This window comes from Rhodococcus sp. IEGM 1406 (assembly GCF_030056745.1).
GTDB classification, from domain to species: domain Bacteria; phylum Actinomycetota; class Actinomycetes; order Mycobacteriales; family Mycobacteriaceae; genus Rhodococcus_F; species Rhodococcus_F erythropolis.
In genome coordinates this window covers 218,768-237,142 of sequence record NZ_JASHKO010000002.1, presented here as the reverse complement: position 1 = coordinate 237,142, position 18,375 = coordinate 218,768, and the positions used below count along the sequence as shown (strand labels likewise).

Below are 18,375 nucleotides of genomic sequence, written 5' to 3'. Positions count from 1 at the left end.
ACCGCAAGTATGGACATGCAGTTCGATGCTCTTCTCGTTTTGTCGTTCGGCGGTCCCGAAAAACCCGAAGACGTACGGCCGTTCCTCGAAAACGTCACGCGCGGTAGGGGAGTGCCACCGGAGCGGCTCGACGCCGTTGTCGAGCACTACATGCATTTCGGTGGAGTTTCGCCCATCAACGCGCTCAACCGAGACCTGATCGAACGGGTCGAAGGTGAGTTGGCAGCAGCCGGCGTGGACCTGCCCGTGTACTTCGGCAACCGCAACTGGCACCCGATGGTCGAAGACACCGTCGCCAAGATGCGCGAGGACGGTGTCCGCAATGCCGCCGTGTTCGCCACGTCGGCGTGGGGCGGTTACTCGGGATGTCGGCAGTACCACGAGGACATCGTCCGTGCCCGTGAAGCCGTCGGTGACGGCGCACCGACGCTGACAAAACTTCGCCAGTACTACGACCATCCGCTCGTCGTCGGCGCGTTCGCCGACGGTGTGCGCGCGGCCCGCGCAGAGTTGCCCGAAGCGACTCGCGATACCGCGCGCCTGGTGTTCACGGCGCATTCGGTCCCGAGTGCCGCAGACCGCAATGCAGGGCCGCCGGCAGAGGGCGGAAACCTCTACAGCCGACAGGTTGCCGAGGCTGCGAAGTTGGTTGCCGAGGCCGTCGGCGTCGAAGATTTTGATCTGGTGTGGCAGTCGCGATCAGGCCCGCCGCAGGTTCCGTGGCTCGACCCCGACATCTGTGATCACCTGGATACGCTGTCCGCCAAGGACGTTCGCGCCGTGATCGTGTGTCCTGTCGGTTTCGTCTCCGATCACCTCGAAGTGGTGTGGGACCTGGACACCGAGGCCAAGGACAAGGCGGCCGAACTCGGTATGGATTTCGTGCGCGCCGCGACACCCGGCCGCGATCAGCGTTTTGCGCAGCTGGTGCCCACGCTCGTTCGGGAACTGGCCGACGCCGAGCAGCCACTGCGATTGGGGGTCGAGCCGCTGCTCGGCTCGACCACCAACGGTCTTTCGTGTGCGGTGAACTGCTGCGCGGCCGTTCAGCGCCCCCGCTGACGGAAGCTTTTCGACGCTCAGGAGTTCGGCTGCTTCAGCTTTCCGCAGGGTCCCGGAACGGTGGACGTGCTGCGTGAGGTGAGGAGCGTCTCGACGATCTGTCGATCCTCGGGGCTCAGTGACGGGTCGATGTAGTTGAGCTTGGGCGCCCCCAGTTCGCGGACTCGCCCGGCGAGGGTCGCTACAAATGACACTCGTTCTTCGTCGTCGTCGTTGACGTCGTGGATCTGCAGCACCGACACCGGAAACTTGCGCAGCGTCACAGGCAGGAAGCGGGCGCCGAGCACATGGTCGACGTTGAATCCCGCCCACTGCCCCTGGTTGGCTTCCACGCATTCGGCGTCGGAGTGAATTGCGCTCTCGCCGATGTACTTACGGGCGGGGAGCATCTTCTTCGGTGCAAGTTCGGATGCACCTTGCTGTAGCACGGGAAAGTCGCCGTCCGAGTACAACCAGGGTTGGTTGGCCATCGAGATCAACCGGCCGGCGTCCAGATCCGGGAGATAGCGAGACTTGAGGAGAAACGCGACGCTGTCGACCGAGATGCCCAGCAGTTCGGCGGCCTTCTGTCGGCTCATCGCAAACGTCGGGGCATTCTTCGGGGCGATCTGGATCAAATTGACCATGCGAACTCCTGTAAGTGTTCAATTGTTGCGGGCTTGGTACAGCTGACATGACAATTCGCCGATTATCAACCTCTAGCTGATTTCCGACTTGTAGATGAGTCGGTTGTCACCATCCGAGTTCACGCAACCGGGGATCTCCGATCCCGAAGTGGTGGCCGATTTCGTGGATCACGGTTCGGCGAACTTGCTCGATCACCTCGTCTTCGGTGCTGCAGATCGCACAGATGGCCCTGCGGTAGATCGTGATGCGGTCGGGGAGGACGCCGGCGTACGTGGTGGTTCTCTTGGTCAGTGGGATGCCCTGATACAACCCGAGCAACCCCGGTCGTCCCCCTTCGAGTTGAACGGTCACCGCGACGTTGGCCATCTCCGCACCCAACTTCGGGGGCAGACTGTCGAGCGCCCGCTTGACCATGTCCTCGAACTGACTGTCGTCCACGTCGATCATCTGCCCATTGTGCGTGCGAGGGCGGGATCCGGGTGTGTCCATGTGGAAACAGTGCAGCTTACGGCTATGTTCATTGCGTGGCCGAAGACCTCTATCACCGTTACGAATTCACATTCATCGTTCAGATGCTGACAGTCTCGCAAGAGCAGGCGATCGAAGAGAGCTTGGGCGGAAAGGTCGAGGACCGGCGTGGACTGCAGTTGCTGACGCTCACCTCGGAAGGTATGCGAGCGGCGACGACGGCTATCACCGTGGTCGACCAGTTGGTGGCTGCAGGCGTGCGTCCCCAGCGGACGCATCCCGATTTGGTGTCACGTCAGGACATTGCCGACCGCGCGAGGGTGACGCGGCAAGCTGTCGGACAGTGGGTGCGAGGGGTCCGGCAGGCGGCTACTCCCTTCCCGATTCCGTACAACTCGGTCGCCGGGGGGATCTGGTTCTGGGGCGATGTTCTGGACTGGTTGCGCCGTCAGGGGTACAGCCAGGACACCGGTTTGCGCTACCCGACGCTGGACGAACATATTCGCATCGACCGCCATATTGCGATCAATCACAAGACTGCGGGTTGACCGATCAAACGGTTTGCCTGAAAATAGCTATTGAAACAAACCGACGGTAGGTATAAAGTCCCTAAATACCTCAATCAATCTATCGGTGCGTCGGTCCTGCTCTGGGGGGAGTTCGGTCTGCGCTGCAGATACCCGAGCATGCGAGCAGGAATCCATGGTTTCGACCCCCGAAGTTAGACCGATGCCCAAATCGGCCGCACTCACGACTTCTGTGGCTATTTCCAGCGCTGGAGCAACGACGAAGCTACGCGAAGATGCAACGGGCAGGGGCCGTCTGCGAGCGGCGACGGCGGCACTGTTCCGGCGCTCACGCCCACGCGCGGCTTCCGCGCCACCGTTGAGCGTGCTTCTTCTCGTCACCTCCGACAATGGTCTCTCGCAGCGGGCTGGTCTTGTTCTTCGCGAGGCGGGGCACCAAGTCCGCACCGCCGTCGTCGCCGACGCGGACGCAGTGCTGGCCGCGACGTCTGCGGGAGATTTTGATCTCATCATCTGCCCGTTTCTGAAAGCCTATGTACCGGAATCTATTTGGCAGCGGTGGACAACGATCATCATCCATCCCGGCCCGCCCGGTGATCGCGGACCGTCCTCGCTGGACTGGGCGATAACGGATGGCGAACCGATCTGGGGAGTGACCGCGTTGCAGGCCGCCGAGGAACTCGATGCCGGAGCGGTGTGGGCGTGGCGGACATTCGAACTCCAGAGCGGTGTAACCAAATCTTCGGTATACAACGAGGCAGTCACCGACGCGGCGATGGAGTGCATTACGGAGGTCGTCGAACATTTCCGTACTCCTGACTTCCAGGCGATCCCATCGGACCGAGTTGCGCGGCCCGTGGCATCGGCCCGATCGAGGCCCAGCATGAAACAGGCCGATCGCGTTTTCAGCTGGGAGGAAGACGCGTCGAGCATCGTCCGCGCCGTCAACGCCGCCGACGGGTTTCCCGGCGTCGCCGTTCAGTTGGGGCTCGACCGGGTCTACGTCTACGACGCTCACCCCGATACCCACGTCGATGCAGCGCCCGGCACCATTGTCGAGTACTTCCACCAGGCGATACGTGTCGCCACCGGTGCGGGCTCCGTATGGATCGGACATGCGCGGCTCGTCGGCGCCGGCAATGTCAAACTTCCGTCGACCGCGGTCGTACGTCCGGACGTGTTCGTTCCACAGGTCTGGGAGAGTCGTTACCCCGAGACCGACTATCACCGCGACGGCGAAATCGGATATCTCTCGTTCCGCTTCTACAACGGTGCGATGAGTACGAAGCAATGCGCCCGACTGGCCGCCAGGCTCCGCTGGGCGATCGCGCAGGACACCAAGATCCTTGTCCTGACGGGTGACTACGACAGATTCAGCAACGGTATCCACCTCAACGTCATCGAGACAGCGTCGGATCAAGCCGGAGAAGCGTGGGCCAACATCAAAGCCATCAACGAGATCGCGAAAGCGATCATCACCTGTACGGAACAGGTTGTGGTGGCGGCATTCACAGGCAACGCCGGTGCCGGCGGGGTCATGCTCCCGCTTGGAGCCGACGTAGTCGTGGCCAGGGACGGTGTGGTTCTCAATCCTCATTACGCCACGATGGGCCTGTTCGGCTCGGAACTGCACACGTACACACTTCCGGCTCGGGTCGGCGAGGAGCAGGCCCGCAGCCTGCTGGCCGAGTGCAGTGCGATCGGTATCCGTCGAGCCTTGGACATCGGACTTGTCGACGCGATCGGCCCCAGGCGGCCGGATCTGTTCGAGGCGTGGTTGCACGAGGTCGCCACCGACTTGCTCGAAGGAGATCGGATGGAATCGATGCTGGAGCGCAAACGTCGTCGACTGGAACGTGATCCGGTGGGGCCCTACGAGGAGCGTGAGCTCGAAGAGATGAAGATCGACATGTTCGGTGACCGCAACGGGTTTGCCGAGAAACGCCGGAACTTCGTGCTCAAGCTCTGATCGACACGCTGTTCGCCGACGCGACACGGGCAGTGCGAACGACGTCCCACAGTCGTCGCAGCAGGTCGTCACGCCTCTGCGCAGTGGACACGCTCGGGGCCTGATTGGTCGAGACCGACGCAGCGACGGTAAGAATGGCTGCCACGTTGTCGGCGGTGTCGATCACCTGTAGATGCCGAGGTGACAGTGTCGACGGCCAGCGGTACCCGGCCTGGGCCTGCAGCGCTTCGGCGACCAGCGTACGAGCGTCGCCCCCAGGCATTCCGGTGGCTACGGTCGGAAGCCCGCCGAGCACCTCCGCTGCGTCCCGAACAGCCTGGCGCAGTTCGTATTCGGCTTCACGGAGTCCGGTCGATTCGGCGCTGCCCGCCACAGTGGGAATGGAGAAAACCGTCCACCGCAAGACGTCCGGACCTTCCTTCGACGGCACGAGGCCGACTCCCGGCTTGCCGACGGCGCCGATCTGTATCCCTTCACCCGTTGCGATCGCAGCGCGTGCGAACTCGGTGCCAGTGGGCAGGCCACGTACATCGCCGGCCGTAGGAAGGACCAGGCGGACTTCAGCAGCCTCCGAGCGGGCGATTCTCAACAGGGTGGACACACCCGAAGCCGTGACTCCCGGCCACTCGAGATCGTGGCGGACCGCGGTTTCCGCATCGGCGGCGCCGATCAGGTGCATCGGCGCCCACGCGGCAAGGGCGTCGATGACGTCGTCCGGCGCAGCGTCGCCCGCGAGCCATGACGCTGCCCACACGGTGAGGGTTGCGCTGGGAGAACTCATGACCGTGAAGTTTAGTTCGGCGTGGCGACATGCGCGGCCCCGGCGTTGTGACCTAGCGTGATCCGGCGTGAGCGGTGGCAACGGATACGGTGACATTTTTGCGGGTCATACCCGCAAACAGAAGCGCGTGACGCCTGAAGTGGCGGCCGAACGTGATCTTGTCGTCGAGGATGCGGCGACAGGATTCTGCGGTGCGGTTGTCGGTTTCGAGCGCACGTACGACGGCGATTTCGTGCGACTCGAGGACGGGCGTTCCCGGACGCGGTTGTTCGCGATGCGCGAGGCGGCCTTCCTCCTCGACGGCTCACCGGTCACCCTCGTTCGCCCGGCCCCCAAGCCCGCGTCCACCAAACCCGCACGATCGGCTTCGGGTTCGACCCGAGTCGAAGGCTTACGTGCACGCACGGCACTGCCCAGCCGGATCTGGGTGGAGGGAGTACACGATGCTGCCCTCGTCGAGCGGGTGTGGGGCCATGACCTTCGCGTCGAAGGTGTTGTCGTCGAACATCTCGAAGGGCTCGACAATCTGGGGGAGCGGCTTGCCGAATTCGGGCCGGGCCCCGGCCGCCGTGTCGGTGTCCTCGTCGACCACCTGGTCACCGGTTCCAAGGAAACCCAACTGACTCAGGGCCTCGGCCCGAACGTGTTGGTGACCGGACATCCGTACATCGACGTGTGGGAGGCCGTTCGTCCCAAATCTGTCGGAATCGCCTCCTGGCCGAAGATTCCACGCGGCGAGGATTGGAAGACGGGAATCTGCCGCGAACTGGGCTGGGGGACACCTCAGGAGGGCTGGCGGCGGGTCTACAACTCGGTCGAGAGCTTCCGCGATCTGGAAGCTCCCTTGATCGGTGCCGTCGAACAACTTGTCGATTTCGTTACCGAGCCGAACTGACGTAGCGGCGGCCTGGGTCACACATTCTGGTTAGATGGTGTTGTGGCTGCACTTATTTGGCTGATCGGAGCACTGGTGCTCGCCGGGGCCGAAGCGCTGGTGGGGGATTTCTTCCTGCTGATGCTCGCCGGTGGGGCGCTCGCTACTGCCGGTGTCAGTGCTGTCACCGACTTCCCGGTGTGGGTCGACGCCGTCATGTTCGGAGTGTTCTCCGCCGCCCTCGTCCTGGGTGTGCGACCGATCATGTTGCGTCGCTTCGGTAGTCCGCCACCGACCCCGACCGGAATTCAGGCACTCGAAGGTAAACACGCTCTGGTTCTGGAAGAAGTGGGCGAGCATTCCGGGCAGGTCAAGTTGAACGGCGAGGTGTGGACTGCCAGGCCGTACGACACCACCGAGGTGTACCCGCCGGGCACCAAGGTGACGGTGATGGAAATCAACGGCGCAACAGCAGTCGTCTGGAGGGGACCTTAATGGCAGCACTCATAGTGCTCGGTGTGTTGGTGCTATTCGTGATCTTGGTGGTCGCGAAGTCGGTAGCACTGGTACCGCAGGCAGAAGCCGCGGTGATCGAGCGGCTCGGTAGGTATTCGAAGACGGTGTCCGGTCAGCTCACATTCTTGATCCCGTTCGCCGATCGTGTGCGCGCCAAGGTGGATCTTCGTGAGCGGGTGGTCTCCTTCCCACCGCAACCGGTGATCACCCAGGACAACCTGACACTGTCCATCGACACGGTGGTGTACTTCCAGGTCACCAATCCGCAAGCTGCGGTGTACGAGATCAGCAACTACATCGCTGCCGTCGAGCAGTTGACAACCACGACGCTGCGAAACGTCGTCGGCGGAATGACCCTCGAAGAGACTCTGACCTCGCGTGATTCCATCAATGGTCAGCTTCGTGGTGTCCTCGACGAGGCGACCGGCCGCTGGGGCCTGCGAGTGGCCCGCGTCGAGCTCAAGAGCATCGATCCTCCGCCCTCCATCCAGGAGTCGATGGAAAAGCAGATGAAGGCGGACCGCGAGAAGCGCGCGATGATTCTGACGGCTGAAGGCCACCGCGAATCCGCTATCAAGACAGCCGAGGGTGCCAAGCAGAGCCAGATTCTTTCCGCCGAGGGCAACAAGCAGGCCTCGATCCTCAACGCCGAGGGTGAGCGTCAGTCCCAGATTCTTCGGGCCCAAGGTGACCGCGCGGCCAAGTACTTGCAGGCCCAAGGCGAGGCCAAGGCCATCGAGAAGGTCTTTGCTGCTATCAAGTCCGGTAAGCCGACTCCGGAATTGCTTGCATACCAGTATCTTCAGACGTTGCCGCAGATGGCGCAAGGCGATGCGAACAAGGTGTGGCTCGTGCCCAGCGACTTCGGTGACGCACTGAAGGGATTTGCGAAAACGCTTGGCGCGCAGGGGCAGGACGGTGTCTTCCGTTACGAGCCGCCGGCCGCCGAAGAGAATCTTCCCAACCCTGAGGACGATTCAGCTGAGGTGGCGGAGTGGTTCGAAACGAAATCCGATCCGGCTATCGCAGAAGCAGTCCGTGCTGCTGAAGTTGCTGCACGCACTCCCGTCGAAGATCCGGCAGCTGCGGTCAGGCACCTCCGTGAAAGTGCGCCCGAGCAGCCCGGATTCGTAGATCCCGCGCTGCCGCAGCAGAGTGAAAATCCTTGGCCCGGTCAGCTACCGCTGCCGTCCGAACGCGAAGAATTCCAGCAGAAGTACCCGTACCAGGATCAGCCGCCGGAGGGCGGCCAGCGCCGGTAGGCGCCTCTCGTAGTAATCGGGACGGGCACTCGTCACCTACGTGATGAGTGCCCGTCCCGTTCCGCATACTGCGATCGCCCAGAGGACGCTGACGAAGGTTCCCATGATGAACTGCTCGGACGCGTGAGGTTCGCGAAGTTCCGGGTACCGTGCGAGCCCCTTGACTGCCAAGACGATCGCGATCCCCTCCGGCCAGGTTGCGAGAATCGACGCTGCCACCGCGAGCCGTTCGAGGATGCCGATCACACGTCCGCCGCGAAGAGGTCCGGCGTCCGGTGCCGGGCTCCCGTCCGGTTGGCGACGAGCGATCTTGAAGGTGGCAAGTACCAACGGTGCACCGGCCGTGGCGGCGGCAAGTACGCACAGGACAAGCGTCGCCCCGAGAGCGAAACCGGTGACCGGGGTCGTTCGGGTCGATGCCAGTGCGGCAACACCCAGCGCCGGAAGAGCCACCACGGACGACGCCCATTCGGGGACTTCCAGTCGACCACGACTGAGCGGTCCCAGTGCCGCTGCAACTGCTGGTGCCGCGGCGGCGACGGCGAGCGCGATCAACGCCAGAACGACCATGTATTCGAGCCCCCTGCTGTGTCGACGAGTTTGTACCGGTGCGAGCGTGAGCAGTCTAGGGCTGGAGTCTGACCAAAAGTCGTTCTGCGAGTCTGCGCCCGGCGAGTTCTGCGTGCCACCCGGCTGTCAGGAGTCGCTTGGACATGGCCTGTTTGGTGATTCCGAGGTGGGCTGCCGCGCTGACCTGAGTAAGTCCGCTGTCCATCAGAGCGATGGCTTCGCGTCCATCCTTCGTCTGTCTCGTGACAATCGTTCCGAGCAAGGTGAACGCGGCATCGACATCGGCGGCGAGTTCGTCGCGTGAGCTATCGGCCGGCGCCTGTTCGACGGCAATTCTGGCCGGAGCTCGCTTGGCTCGCTCGACGGCGATCCGAGCAGCTTCGAATGCCGGTCCTCGTCCGGCCCGGGTCTGCCGTGGGAGAGGCTGCTCGACGGGACCGATCCCGATCCCGACACTCCAGTGCTCGCGCCGAATCAGCTCGAGTGCGACGAGGACGAGTAGCGCCGGATCGTCGGTCACCGCTTGAATCTCGTCGCCCGCAGTGCGCTCGAACGGCCGCAGGAGCCTGCGATCGGCCATGTCGTCGATGATGTCCCCGACGCGGTCGACATCGCGTCGGCTACCTCGCTGATCCACTGTCAGTACGAACATTAGTCAATGCTAGATAGTTGACTGTCAATAGTCAATCTTTTTGGGTTGACTCAATCAAATCAACCTCTTGAGGTTGACCGTTGGCAACGATGGTTTCGCCCGGTGAAGGCTGACGGCGAGCGTCGAACACCAGACCGGCGATGCCGATCGCAATGCAGATCCCGGACAGAATCAGGAAACGAGGATCGGCTTCGCCGGAGAGCGCATCGCCCAGAACGACAATCCCAACAGTGCCGGGCAAGATGCCGACGACGGTGGCAAGGATGTAGGGCACGATCCGGATCGACGAAATGCCGCAGCAGTAGTTCACCACCGAGAAGGGGACAAACGCGATCAAGCGCAGAGAGCCGACGGCCAGCCACCCCCGCTTTTCGATCCGCTCGTCCACCCGCCGGATCGTCGGACTCGAAATCCGTTGCCACACGACGTCACGGCCGATGGCGCGGACCAGGTAGAGGGCCAGAACGGCGCTCACAGTCGTTGCCGCCACAGTAAGAGCGATGCCGGTCACCGAGCCGAAAAGAACCCCCGCACTGAGGGTGAAGACGGTGCGCGGGAACGGCGCGACGGTGACTATCGAATGAACCAGGAAGAACACGAGGGGAAACGCCGGGCCAACCGAGTCCGCCCACTCTCGCACCTGGGACACCGTGGGATGTGGGGCGAGGAGGGCTGCGAGGAACAAAGCGAGCACTACCAGGACTATTGCGATCAATCTTCGGTCCAGCAGGCGTCCCATCACAGGTCACAAGGCTACCTGCGAACGGTGAACCGGGCCGACTGCCGACCCGCAATCGTGAGTCGAACATTGCCACGGGGGCGGGAAAGCGACGTGCTCCAGGCGACAATGAAACGGCGCTGTGACGAAAACCACTAGGCTTTCGGAGTGGCCTTCACCTGTAGTCCCGGCCAGTGAAACGAACTCGCGGGTAACCCGTAAACATGCTGAACAATCGCTAGGTAAGGGCCGGTCACACGTGCACGAACGACCGAATCTGCACGTCGTCTGACCGGTCGGAAAGTGGCCGCGAACAGCCCTGTGAAGAACATGACGTGATCCTCACGATATCTGGGCTCAACCGCGGGTTAGCATCACAGAACTAACGAACAAATCCGATTATCGGTAAAGCGCTCACGCAAAAAATGAGAGGGAGCGGACACAGTGTCATTAGCTTCAGAAGCCGAGGCTGTCGAGCAGGCGTACGCGGAGTGGCAGCGCTCCGTAGCCGGTGTGCTCGCCAAGTCCCGCAGAGTCGATGCGGCAGAGCTGGGCCCCGAGCCACAGAAACTGCTCGAAACCGTCACCTACGACGGTGTCACTGTCGCACCGCTCTACAGCCCACGCGACGAGCGTCCCGAGCAGAGCTTGCCGGGCACGTTTCCGTACGTGCGTGGCGTCGACGCTCACCGTGATGTCAATGCCGGTTGGTTGGTTTCCGCTGCATTCGGAACCGCCTCGGCGGCCGAGACTAATCGCGCCATCCTGGACGCCCTCGAAAACGGAGTCAGCGCACTCTGGTTGAAGGTGGGCGCCGACGGCGTTCCGGTCACCGACCTCGCCGCTGCGCTCGAGGGCGTGCTTCTCGACCTCGCACCGCTCACGCTCGACGCAGGCGCCGAGATAAACGATGCAGCCCGCGCACTCTTCTCTCTCCTCGATGCTCGCGGCGAAGCCGGCGACGGCGTCAGCGATCGCGGCAGTATCCGAGTCCACCTCGGTGCAGCGCCGCTGACCAGTTCGTTCTCAGGCGCAGCCGACGTCGAATTTGCAGGCGCCGTCGAGTTGGCAGCCCTCGCCGCAGCTCGCGCGGAAACCGTGCACGCGATCACCGTCGACGGCACGGCCTTCCACAACGCGGGTGCCGGCGATGCCGAGGAACTCGGAGCCGCGATTGCCGCCGGACTCGAATACCTCCGCGCACTCACCGCAGAGAGCGGTCTGACCATCGGTGCTGCGTTGTCGCAGTTGGCTTTCCGCTACTCGGCAACCGACGATCAGTTCCAGACCATCGCGAAGTTCCGCGCCGCACGTCTCGTGTGGGCCCGCATCGCTCAGGTCTGTGGAGCTTCCGACTTCGGTGGAGCGCCGCAGCACGCAGTCACCTCCGCCGCGATGATGGCTCAGCGTGATCCCTGGGTGAACATGCTGCGCACGACCCTCGCCGCATTCGGCGCCGGCGTCGGCGGAGCAGATGCAGTGACTGTTCTTCCGTTCGACGTCGCCCTGGCCGACGGCACCCTTGGTGTCAGCAAGTCCTTCTCCTCGCGCATCGCACGCAACACGCAGTTGCTTCTCCTCGAGGAGTCGCACCTGGGCCGCGTGCTCGATCCGTCGGCGGGCTCCTGGTACGTCGAGGACCTGACGCAGCAGATCGCCGCCACCGCGTGGGAGTTCTTCCAGGAAATCGAAGCAGCCGGCGGATATCTGGCGGCACTCGAAGCGGGAATCGTCTCCGGTCGCATCGCTGCCACGAAGGCCAAGCGCGACTCCGACATCGCACACCGTAAGACCACGGTCACCGGTGTCAACGAGTTCCCGAACCTCGGCGAAACGCCGCTGTCCGCCGAAGCCGTCGAGCCCGGCCAGTCCGTCGCCCGCTACGCAGCTGCATTCGAAGCGCTTCGTGACCGTTCGGACGCGTTCCTCGCCGCCGGCGGCGCCCGTCCCACTGCGCTTCTCGCGCCGCTGGGCTCGGTTGCAGAACACAACGTTCGCACCACGTTTGCGTCCAACCTGCTCGCTTCGGGTGGTATCGACGCAGTCAACCCCGGCCCGCTCGAGGTGGGCGCCGAGGCCATCTCCGCTGCAGTCAAGGCTTCCGGTGCCACCGTCGCGGTGCTGTGCGGCACGGACAAGCGCTACGGCGAGAGCGCCGCAGCGGCCGTCGCCGAACTTCGCGCCGCCGGCATCGCCAAGGTGCTGCTCGCAGGACCGGAGAAGGCAGTCGCCGACGCGACCGGCGATTCTCGCCCGGACGGATTCCTCACCGCCCGCATCGACGCAGTGTCGGCTCTGACCGAACTGCTCGACTTCATCGAGACGGGAAGCTCCAAGTGACGACACGAGAGGTCAAGCACGTGATCGGCAGTTTCGCCGAGGTCCCACTCGAGGACCCGCAGTCTCCGGCACCCACACCGCCGTCGGTCGAGCAGGCCCAGGCGCTCATCGAAGAGGGCGCCAACGCCAACAACTACGCCGCCGAGCAGGTTGTCTGGTCCACCCCGGAAGGCATCGACGTCAAGCCGGTGTACACCGGTGCGGACCGCACGGCCGCCGCCGAGTCGGGTTACCCGCTCGACAGCTTCCCGGGCGCAGCGCCGTTCCTGCGTGGTCCGTACCCGACCATGTACGTGAACCAGCCGTGGACCATTCGCCAGTACGCCGGATTCTCCACTGCCGCGGAGTCGAATGCGTTCTACCGTCGTAACCTCGCGGCCGGTCAGAAGGGCCTCTCGGTCGCCTTCGACCTCGCTACACACCGCGGCTACGACTCCGATCATCCTCGCGTTGCCGGTGACGTCGGAATGGCCGGTGTCGCAATCGATTCCATCCTCGACATGCGTCAGCTCTTCGACGGAATCGACCTCTCGCAGGTCTCGGTCTCGATGACGATGAACGGCGCCGTGCTGCCGATTCTCGCGCTGTACGTCGCTGCGGCAGGCGAGCAAGGTGTCACTCCGGACAAGCTGGCCGGAACGATCCAGAACGACATCCTCAAAGAGTTCATGGTTCGTAACACCTACATCTATCCGCCGAAGCCCTCGATGCGGATCATCTCGGACATCTTCGCGTACTCCAGCGCGGAAATGCCGAAGTACAACTCCATCTCCATCTCGGGCTACCACATCCAGGAAGCCGGAGCGACGGCCGATCTGGAACTGGCGTACACCCTCGCCGACGGCGTCGAGTACATCCGCGCCGGCCTCGACGCCGGTATGGACATCGACAAGTTCGCACCTCGCCTGTCCTTCTTCTGGGCCATCGGCATGAACTTCTTCATGGAGGTCGCCAAGCTCCGCGCCGGACGCCTCCTGTGGGCCGAGCTTGTTGCCAAGTTCGATCCCAAGAGCGCGAAGTCGCTCTCGCTGCGTACCCACTCGCAGACCTCGGGCTGGTCTCTGACCGCGCAGGACGTCTTCAACAACGTTCCGCGTACCTGCGTCGAAGCCATGGCTGCCACCCAGGGCCACACTCAGTCGCTGCACACCAACGCACTCGACGAGGCCATCGCACTGCCGACGGACTTCTCCGCCCGCATCGCCCGTAACACCCAGTTGCTGCTGCAGCAGGAATCCGGCACCGTGCGTCCCATCGACCCGTGGGGCGGCTCGTACTACGTCGAGTGGCTCACCAACGAACTCGCCAACCGGGCTCGTAAGCACATCGAAGAGGTCGAGGAAGCCGGCGGAATGGCTCAGGCCATCAACGAAGGCATCCCGAAGCTGCGCATCGAGGAAGCTGCCGCCCGCACCCAGGCACGCATCGACTCCGGTCGGCAGCCGCTCGTCGGCGTCAACAAGTACGTTCCCGACGAGGTCGACACCATCGAAGTTCTCAAGGTCGAGAACTCCAAGGTCCGCAAGGAACAGCTCGAGAAGCTGGTTCGCCTTCGCGCAGAACGTGATCCGGAAGCCGTCGAGGCCGCACTCGCGAACCTCACCCGCGCTGCAGCATCCACCGAAGGCGGCATGGAGAACAACCTCCTCGCCCTCGCTGTTGTCGCCGCCCGTGCGATGGCTACCGTCGGCGAGATTTCCGACGCCCTCGAAAAGGTGTACGGACGCCACCAGGCCGAGATCCGCACCATCAGTGGTGTGTACCGCGACGAGGCAGGAACGGTGAGCAACATCAGCAAGGCGATGGAACTGGTCGAGAAGTTCGCCGAGGACGAGGGACGTCGTCCCCGCATCCTCGTCGCGAAGATGGGCCAGGACGGTCACGACCGTGGCCAGAAGGTCATCTCCACGGCCTTCGCGGACATCGGATTCGACGTCGACGTCGGACCGCTGTTCCAGACCCCCGAAGAGGTCGCCAATCAGGCGGCCGACAACGACGTCCACGTAGTCGGTGTGTCGTCGTTGGCAGCCGGTCACCTGACCTTGGTGCCGGCGCTGCGGGAGGCTTTGGCTGCGGCCGGTCGTCCCGACATCATGATCGTCGTCGGCGGCGTCATTCCGCCCGGTGACTTCGACGAACTCTACGAGGCCGGCGCTGCTGCCATCTTCCCGCCCGGAACCGTCATCGCCGACGCTGCCAGCGGATTGTTGGAGAAGCTCTCCGCCCAACTGGGTCACGACCACAGCTGAGAAGGGGGTCACTGAAGATGGCACGTCAGCCCATCGACATTGATTCCCTCGCCGAGGCGGTGCGCGGAAATCAGCGTGCCGGCCTCGCTCGGGCGATCACCCTCGTCGAGTCCACTCGCGACGACCACCGGGCCCTTGCACAGCAGCTTCTGCTGAAGTTGCTGCCCGAGGCCGGGGGAGCGCACCGGATCGGCATCACCGGCGTTCCCGGCGTCGGCAAGTCGACGTTCATCGACGCGCTCGGAATGTACTTGCTGGGCAAGGGACATCGGGTTGCGGTGTTGGCGGTCGATCCGTCGTCCACCCGCACCGGCGGCTCGATTCTCGGCGACAAGACACGCATGGCTCGGCTCACCGTCGAACCGAATGCGTACATCCGGCCGTCACCGACGTCCGGCACGCTCGGTGGTGTTGCCAAGGCAACCCGCGAGACCATCGTGCTTCTCGAAGCTGCCGGTTTCGACGTCATCCTGGTGGAGACGGTGGGTGTCGGCCAGTCCGAAGTCACTGTTGCCAACATGGTTGACTGCTTTACGTTCCTGACCCTCGCTCGTACCGGTGATCAGCTCCAGGGCATCAAGAAGGGTGTCCTCGAGCTCGCAGATCTGGTGGCGGTCAACAAGGCCGATGGCAAGCATGAGCGCGAGGCAAAGGGTGCTGCCCGCGAATTGGCCGGAGCGCTTCGCCTGATCTACCCGCACGACGCCATTTGGAAGCCGCCCGTCATCACGATGAGCGGCCTCGAGGGTGTCGGGCTGGACGAGTTCTGGGGAACTGTCACCAAACACCGTGAGGTGCTCACCGAAGCAGGACAGTTCGAGGAGAAGCGTCGCAAGCAACAGGTCGATTGGACCTGGACGATGGTCAACGATCAGCTGCTACGCAGGCTCTCGAGCAACGATCGGGTGCGTGCGATCCGGGCCGACGTCGAGCAGAGCGTGCGTGACGGTTCGCTGACAGCAGCGTTGGCGGCGGGGCGAATTCTCGACGCGTTCGACGGAAGCAACTAGGGCGAAAAAACAAAATCCCGGGTATCCGAGCGCGGATACCCGGGATTTCTTCTGTGACGAGCTATCGTTCGCGTTCGACCGCAGGCTCGGCGAGTTCGTTCTCGACAGCGAGTTCGACGCCCGTGAAATCGCCTTCGGCCTCGGCTGGGGTGAGCGTGGACCGCTTCCACGCGTAGAACAGCAGCGCTGCCCACGCGCCGAGAATGGCCAGGTAGCCGGCCACTGTGACCGCCCCGGTGATGTCGAAGGATTTGAACAGCTTCTGTGCGTTGGTCAACACGATGACGCCGCCCACCGCCGTTCCGAGCAAGGTGGCAGGTACGCGGCTGACCAGCCACGCCGCGAACGGGGCAGCGATGACACCGCCGAGCGCAAGACCGGCGACAACGAGGAGGTTTCCCGCCGACTCACGACCCAACCCGACAAGAAATCCCAGCGACGCGGCTGACGCGACCAGAAACTCCGAGGCGCTGACCGAGCCGATCACGGTGCGCGGCGCGGTCTTGCCCCGCGAGAGCAGCGTGCTGGTGGTGATCGGACCCCAACCACCACCGCCGGATGCATCGATGAAACCACCGAACAGGCCGAGGGGGGACAGGAAACGTGCAGTGTGCGGAGTGGTACGAGCATCCGCGACGGCCGGTGGGCGGACCGAAAAGCGAAGTGCCACATAGATACCGATGGCCAGCAGGATCGTCGCCGTGATGGGGACTGCCGCTTCGGTGGACAGACCCGATAGCACGGTTGCGCCGATGAATGCACCGACTGCGCCGGGCACACCGAGCTTGGCGACGAGCTTCCAGTCGATGTTCTTGAACTTCCAATGCGACACACCCGAAGCGAGGGTGGTGCCGACCTCGGCCAGGTGAACAGCGGCGCTGGCCTGAGCCGGACCGAGGCCACCGATCATCAACAGAGTGGTTGCGGTGACACCGAAGGCCATACCGAGGGCGCCGTCGACGAGCTGGGCGCCGACGCCGACAAGGGTGAACAAAAGAAGGTTGAACATGAGAAGACAGACTCCGAGCGAAGAAGCGACAAAGTCAGGGGTGCAGGCAGCGAGAATCGCCGCTCAGCAACACGCCTGATCGAAGCATGCGCTACGACGAGTGGGCCAGAACGCCATCAATCCGAGCGCAAATGCCGGGGAGGCATCGTGGCTGGAAATCTGCACGTCAGGTCCTTTGTTCTCGTTCGTTGGTGTTCTGTCCATGCGAGCATAGCCGGTGCCCGGCTCGGTCAACCTACGACGCGGGCGTAATTTCCCACTCGGTGGACAAGTCGATCGAAGAATTCCGCCGGATCGGTGCCGACCGCGATATCCGCGTTTGGCTCACGCTTCCAGTGTCCGACCCAGTCCGCGACCGTCGTTCCGATCAGCAGTGGACTCGCGGTTTCGACATCTACCGTTGCCGGCTTCAGTGTCGCCAAGCTCGGATCGAGCGCGACGGCAGCAGCAAAGGGATCATGCATGTGAGCAAGAAAGCCCTGGTCGTATTCACGATGGAATTCCATGTAGAACCGGATCGCGTCGGACATATGCCTGATCACGCTGTTGGACGCGGAACTGCGGACGTCGGGACCGTCGTCAGGGGAGATGATCTCTTCCGGAGTGCTCCCGGCAGCTTCGGCGAGCCGACGCACATGTTCGGGGAACATCTCGATGGATTCGGTGACGTTGAGGCCGCAGATGATCGGGCGCCGGTGCGCGGGTACGACGGAGAACGCGTCGAACACCTCCTTGGCGGCGTGCGGATCCACCGAGACGTTCCACTCCGCGGTCGGCGTCGTGTTGCCCGGATAGTTGAACGACCCACCCATCACGACCAGCCGCTTCAGCAGAGACGGCAGATCGGGTTCACGCCTGATCGCCAGCGCAAGGTTGGTGAGCGGCCCCGTCACCAATCCGGTGAGTTGTCCGGGGTACTCACGCACGAGATCCACCCAGAGGTCGGTGGCCGTTCGGACCGAGCGCTTGCGACCCGAATCGGGGAGGACGGCATGGCCGATCCCTTGCGGACCGTGAGTCTCCTCGGTGGTGCGCAACGGGATGACCAGTGGCTCGCGGGCGCCGAGTGCAACCTCGATGTCCGGGGCGCCGCAGAGCGCAAGCCAGTTCAAGTTGTTGGCCGCGACCTGTTCCACCGGAACGTTGCCGGCGGTGCTCGCAATCCCCAGAATCTCGGCTTCGGGGCTGGCAAGGAGATAGAGAAGCGCCAACGAGTCGTCGATGCCGGTGTCGACGTCGACGATGAGCTTGTGCGTATCACTCATCGGTGGCCACCAGGATCGTCGGTGAATGCAGGACAGGGAAGTTGACCGACCGAGCGATGAAGCACTTCGTGTGTGCGGGGCCGTGAAGCTCCTCGGCCTTCTCGACCATCGACGCCTCCGCGACCAATACCGTCGGATTCAACGTCACTTCGATGAACTGGCCGCCGCCATCGGATTCCTCGATCATGCTGCCGACCGGCTGATCGCTGTAGTCGAGAACGACGACCCCAGCGGCAGCTGCCAGACCGAGGTACCAGAGCATGTGGCATTGGGCGAGGGAGGCAACGAGCAGTTCCTCGGGGTTCCATCGCTGCGCGTCACCGCGGAACGAGGGATCGGAGCTGCCGAGAAGTTCCGGCTTTCCGACCGCGGATATTGCATGATTGCGCGAATATCCCTGCGTGCTGGACGTTCCGGTTCCCAGATCGCCCGTCCACTGAAGGTCGAGTGTGTAGGTATGTGACTTCACAGGTCCA

General features: G+C 63.4%; 18 protein-coding genes. 9 read left to right on the top strand and 9 right to left on the bottom strand.

Features of this window, described 5'->3' with window-relative positions:
* The first annotated feature begins 9 nt into the window (after nucleotides 1-9).
* The gene (locus QM596_RS10440; RefSeq protein ID WP_021344248.1) at nucleotides 10-1,062 is read left to right on the top strand and encodes a ferrochelatase; all 1,053 of its coding nucleotides are present in this window, start codon (nucleotides 10-12) and stop codon (nucleotides 1,060-1,062) included.
* A gap of 17 nt (nucleotides 1,063-1,079) precedes the next feature.
* Here the strand turns inward: QM596_RS10440 and QM596_RS10435 are convergent, their stop codons facing one another.
* On the bottom strand, nucleotides 1,080-1,688 hold the full coding sequence (locus QM596_RS10435) for a hypothetical protein (RefSeq protein WP_020907744.1): 609 nt from the start codon (nucleotides 1,686-1,688) through the stop codon (nucleotides 1,080-1,082).
* Nucleotides 1,689-1,794: 106 nt separating this feature from the next.
* Nucleotides 1,795-2,136 carry a metallopeptidase family protein gene (locus QM596_RS10430; protein WP_003944783.1) on the bottom strand — a complete coding sequence of 114 codons (342 nt, stop codon included), beginning with the start codon at nucleotides 2,134-2,136 and terminating at the stop codon, nucleotides 1,795-1,797.
* 77 nt (nucleotides 2,137-2,213) lie between these two features.
* Here QM596_RS10430 and QM596_RS10425 point away from each other — a divergent pair, with 77 nt between their 5' ends.
* Both QM596_RS10425 and QM596_RS10420 read left to right on the top strand, forming a co-directional pair.
* A complete protein-coding gene (locus QM596_RS10425; RefSeq protein WP_283308898.1) occupies nucleotides 2,214-2,705 on the top strand; it encodes a hypothetical protein in 492 nt (163 codons plus the stop codon).
* Nucleotides 2,706-2,886: 181 nt separating this feature from the next.
* Nucleotides 2,887-4,653, top strand: a complete 1,767-nt coding sequence (locus QM596_RS10420) for an enoyl-CoA hydratase-related protein (protein WP_283308897.1) — start codon at nucleotides 2,887-2,889, stop codon at nucleotides 4,651-4,653.
* On the opposite strand, the gene QM596_RS10415 is transcribed toward QM596_RS10420, so the two are convergent.
* Nucleotides 4,643-5,434 carry an Rv1486c family protein gene (locus tag QM596_RS10415; RefSeq protein WP_283308896.1) on the bottom strand — a complete coding sequence of 264 codons (792 nt, stop codon included), beginning with the start codon at nucleotides 5,432-5,434 and terminating at the stop codon, nucleotides 4,643-4,645. The genes QM596_RS10420 and QM596_RS10415 overlap by 11 nt on opposite strands.
* 67 nt (nucleotides 5,435-5,501) lie before the next feature.
* Between QM596_RS10415 and QM596_RS10410 the strand changes: the two genes are divergently transcribed.
* From QM596_RS10410 to QM596_RS10400, 3 genes are read left to right on the top strand one after another with little or no spacing between them, the layout of a single operon-like run.
* The gene (locus QM596_RS10410) at nucleotides 5,502-6,329 is read left to right on the top strand and encodes a DUF3097 domain-containing protein (protein ID WP_283308895.1); all 828 of its coding nucleotides are present in this window, start codon (nucleotides 5,502-5,504) and stop codon (nucleotides 6,327-6,329) included.
* Between the two features lie 42 nt (nucleotides 6,330-6,371).
* Nucleotides 6,372-6,803: an NfeD family protein gene (locus QM596_RS10405; RefSeq protein ID WP_019748432.1), complete on the top strand. Its 432-nt coding sequence runs from the start codon at nucleotides 6,372-6,374 to the stop codon at nucleotides 6,801-6,803.
* Nucleotides 6,803-8,086 carry an SPFH domain-containing protein gene (locus tag QM596_RS10400; protein WP_003944935.1) on the top strand — a complete coding sequence of 428 codons (1,284 nt, stop codon included), beginning with the start codon at nucleotides 6,803-6,805 and terminating at the stop codon, nucleotides 8,084-8,086. The genes QM596_RS10405 and QM596_RS10400 overlap by 1 nt, the downstream gene beginning before the upstream one ends.
* A 36-nt stretch (nucleotides 8,087-8,122) precedes the next feature.
* On the opposite strand, the gene QM596_RS10395 is transcribed toward QM596_RS10400, so the two are convergent.
* From QM596_RS10395 to QM596_RS10385, 3 genes are read right to left on the bottom strand one after another with little or no spacing between them, the layout of a single operon-like run.
* Nucleotides 8,123-8,656, bottom strand: coding sequence for a hypothetical protein (locus QM596_RS10395; protein WP_003944797.1), 534 nt, complete (start codon nucleotides 8,654-8,656; stop codon nucleotides 8,123-8,125).
* Between the two features lie 55 nt (nucleotides 8,657-8,711).
* On the bottom strand, nucleotides 8,712-9,308 hold the full coding sequence (locus tag QM596_RS10390) for a hypothetical protein (protein WP_003944858.1): 597 nt from the start codon (nucleotides 9,306-9,308) through the stop codon (nucleotides 8,712-8,714).
* A gap of 31 nt (nucleotides 9,309-9,339) precedes the next feature.
* Nucleotides 9,340-10,047 (bottom strand): TVP38/TMEM64 family protein, encoded by a 708-nt coding sequence (locus QM596_RS10385; protein ID WP_283309294.1) that lies wholly within the window; start codon nucleotides 10,045-10,047, stop codon nucleotides 9,340-9,342.
* Between the two features lie 423 nt (nucleotides 10,048-10,470).
* Here QM596_RS10385 and mutA point away from each other — a divergent pair, with 423 nt between their 5' ends.
* The 3 genes from mutA to meaB are packed head-to-tail and all read left to right on the top strand — an operon-like array spanning nucleotide 10,471 to nucleotide 15,625.
* A complete protein-coding gene (mutA, locus tag QM596_RS10380; RefSeq protein WP_283308891.1) occupies nucleotides 10,471-12,366 on the top strand; it encodes a methylmalonyl-CoA mutase small subunit in 1,896 nt (631 codons plus the stop codon).
* Entirely contained in the window at nucleotides 12,363-14,615 is a 2,253-nt protein-coding gene (scpA, locus tag QM596_RS10375) for a methylmalonyl-CoA mutase (protein ID WP_019748436.1), read from the top strand. Before mutA ends, scpA begins: the two co-directional genes overlap by 4 nt.
* 17 nt (nucleotides 14,616-14,632) lie before the next feature.
* A complete protein-coding gene (gene meaB / locus QM596_RS10370; protein ID WP_003945003.1) occupies nucleotides 14,633-15,625 on the top strand; it encodes a methylmalonyl Co-A mutase-associated GTPase MeaB in 993 nt (330 codons plus the stop codon).
* A gap of 61 nt (nucleotides 15,626-15,686) precedes the next feature.
* Here the strand turns inward: meaB and QM596_RS10365 are convergent, their stop codons facing one another.
* The 3 genes from QM596_RS10365 to QM596_RS10355 all read right to left on the bottom strand — a co-directional run bounded on the left by QM596_RS10365 (nucleotide 15,687) and on the right by QM596_RS10355 (nucleotide 18,368).
* Nucleotides 15,687-16,634, bottom strand: a complete 948-nt coding sequence (locus QM596_RS10365) for a sulfite exporter TauE/SafE family protein (RefSeq protein WP_283308889.1) — start codon at nucleotides 16,632-16,634, stop codon at nucleotides 15,687-15,689.
* Nucleotides 16,635-16,864: 230 nt separating this feature from the next.
* Complete coding sequence (locus tag QM596_RS10360) at nucleotides 16,865-17,899, bottom strand: nucleoside hydrolase (RefSeq protein ID WP_283308888.1); 1,035 nt, start codon at nucleotides 17,897-17,899, stop codon at nucleotides 16,865-16,867.
* Complete coding sequence (locus QM596_RS10355; RefSeq protein ID WP_019748441.1) at nucleotides 17,892-18,368, bottom strand: OsmC family protein; 477 nt, start codon at nucleotides 18,366-18,368, stop codon at nucleotides 17,892-17,894. Before QM596_RS10355 ends, QM596_RS10360 begins: the two co-directional genes overlap by 8 nt.
* Between the last annotated feature and the right edge of the window lie 7 nt (nucleotides 18,369-18,375).

Coding starts and splice junctions, on each gene's coding strand:
- meaB (WP_003945003.1), top strand. CDS start 14,633: ATGGCACGTCAGCCCATCGACATTGATTCCCTCGCCGAGGCGGTGCGC.
- QM596_RS10385 (WP_283309294.1), bottom strand. CDS start 10,047: ATGGGACGCCTGCTGGACCGAAGATTGATCGCAATAGTCCTGGTAGTG.
- QM596_RS10365 (WP_283308889.1), bottom strand. CDS start 16,634: ATGTTCAACCTTCTTTTGTTCACCCTTGTCGGCGTCGGCGCCCAGCTC.
- QM596_RS10390 (WP_003944858.1), bottom strand. CDS start 9,308: ATGTTCGTACTGACAGTGGATCAGCGAGGTAGCCGACGCGATGTCGAC.
- QM596_RS10395 (WP_003944797.1), bottom strand. CDS start 8,656: ATGGTCGTTCTGGCGTTGATCGCGCTCGCCGTCGCCGCCGCGGCACCA.
- QM596_RS10440 (WP_021344248.1), top strand. CDS start 10: ATGGACATGCAGTTCGATGCTCTTCTCGTTTTGTCGTTCGGCGGTCCC.
- QM596_RS10430 (WP_003944783.1), bottom strand. CDS start 2,136: ATGATCGACGTGGACGACAGTCAGTTCGAGGACATGGTCAAGCGGGCG.
- QM596_RS10360 (WP_283308888.1), bottom strand. CDS start 17,899: ATGAGTGATACGCACAAGCTCATCGTCGACGTCGACACCGGCATCGAC.
- QM596_RS10420 (WP_283308897.1), top strand. CDS start 2,887: ATGCCCAAATCGGCCGCACTCACGACTTCTGTGGCTATTTCCAGCGCT.
- QM596_RS10415 (WP_283308896.1), bottom strand. CDS start 5,434: ATGAGTTCTCCCAGCGCAACCCTCACCGTGTGGGCAGCGTCATGGCTC.
- QM596_RS10400 (WP_003944935.1), top strand. CDS start 6,803: ATGGCAGCACTCATAGTGCTCGGTGTGTTGGTGCTATTCGTGATCTTG.
- QM596_RS10435 (WP_020907744.1), bottom strand. CDS start 1,688: ATGGTCAATTTGATCCAGATCGCCCCGAAGAATGCCCCGACGTTTGCG.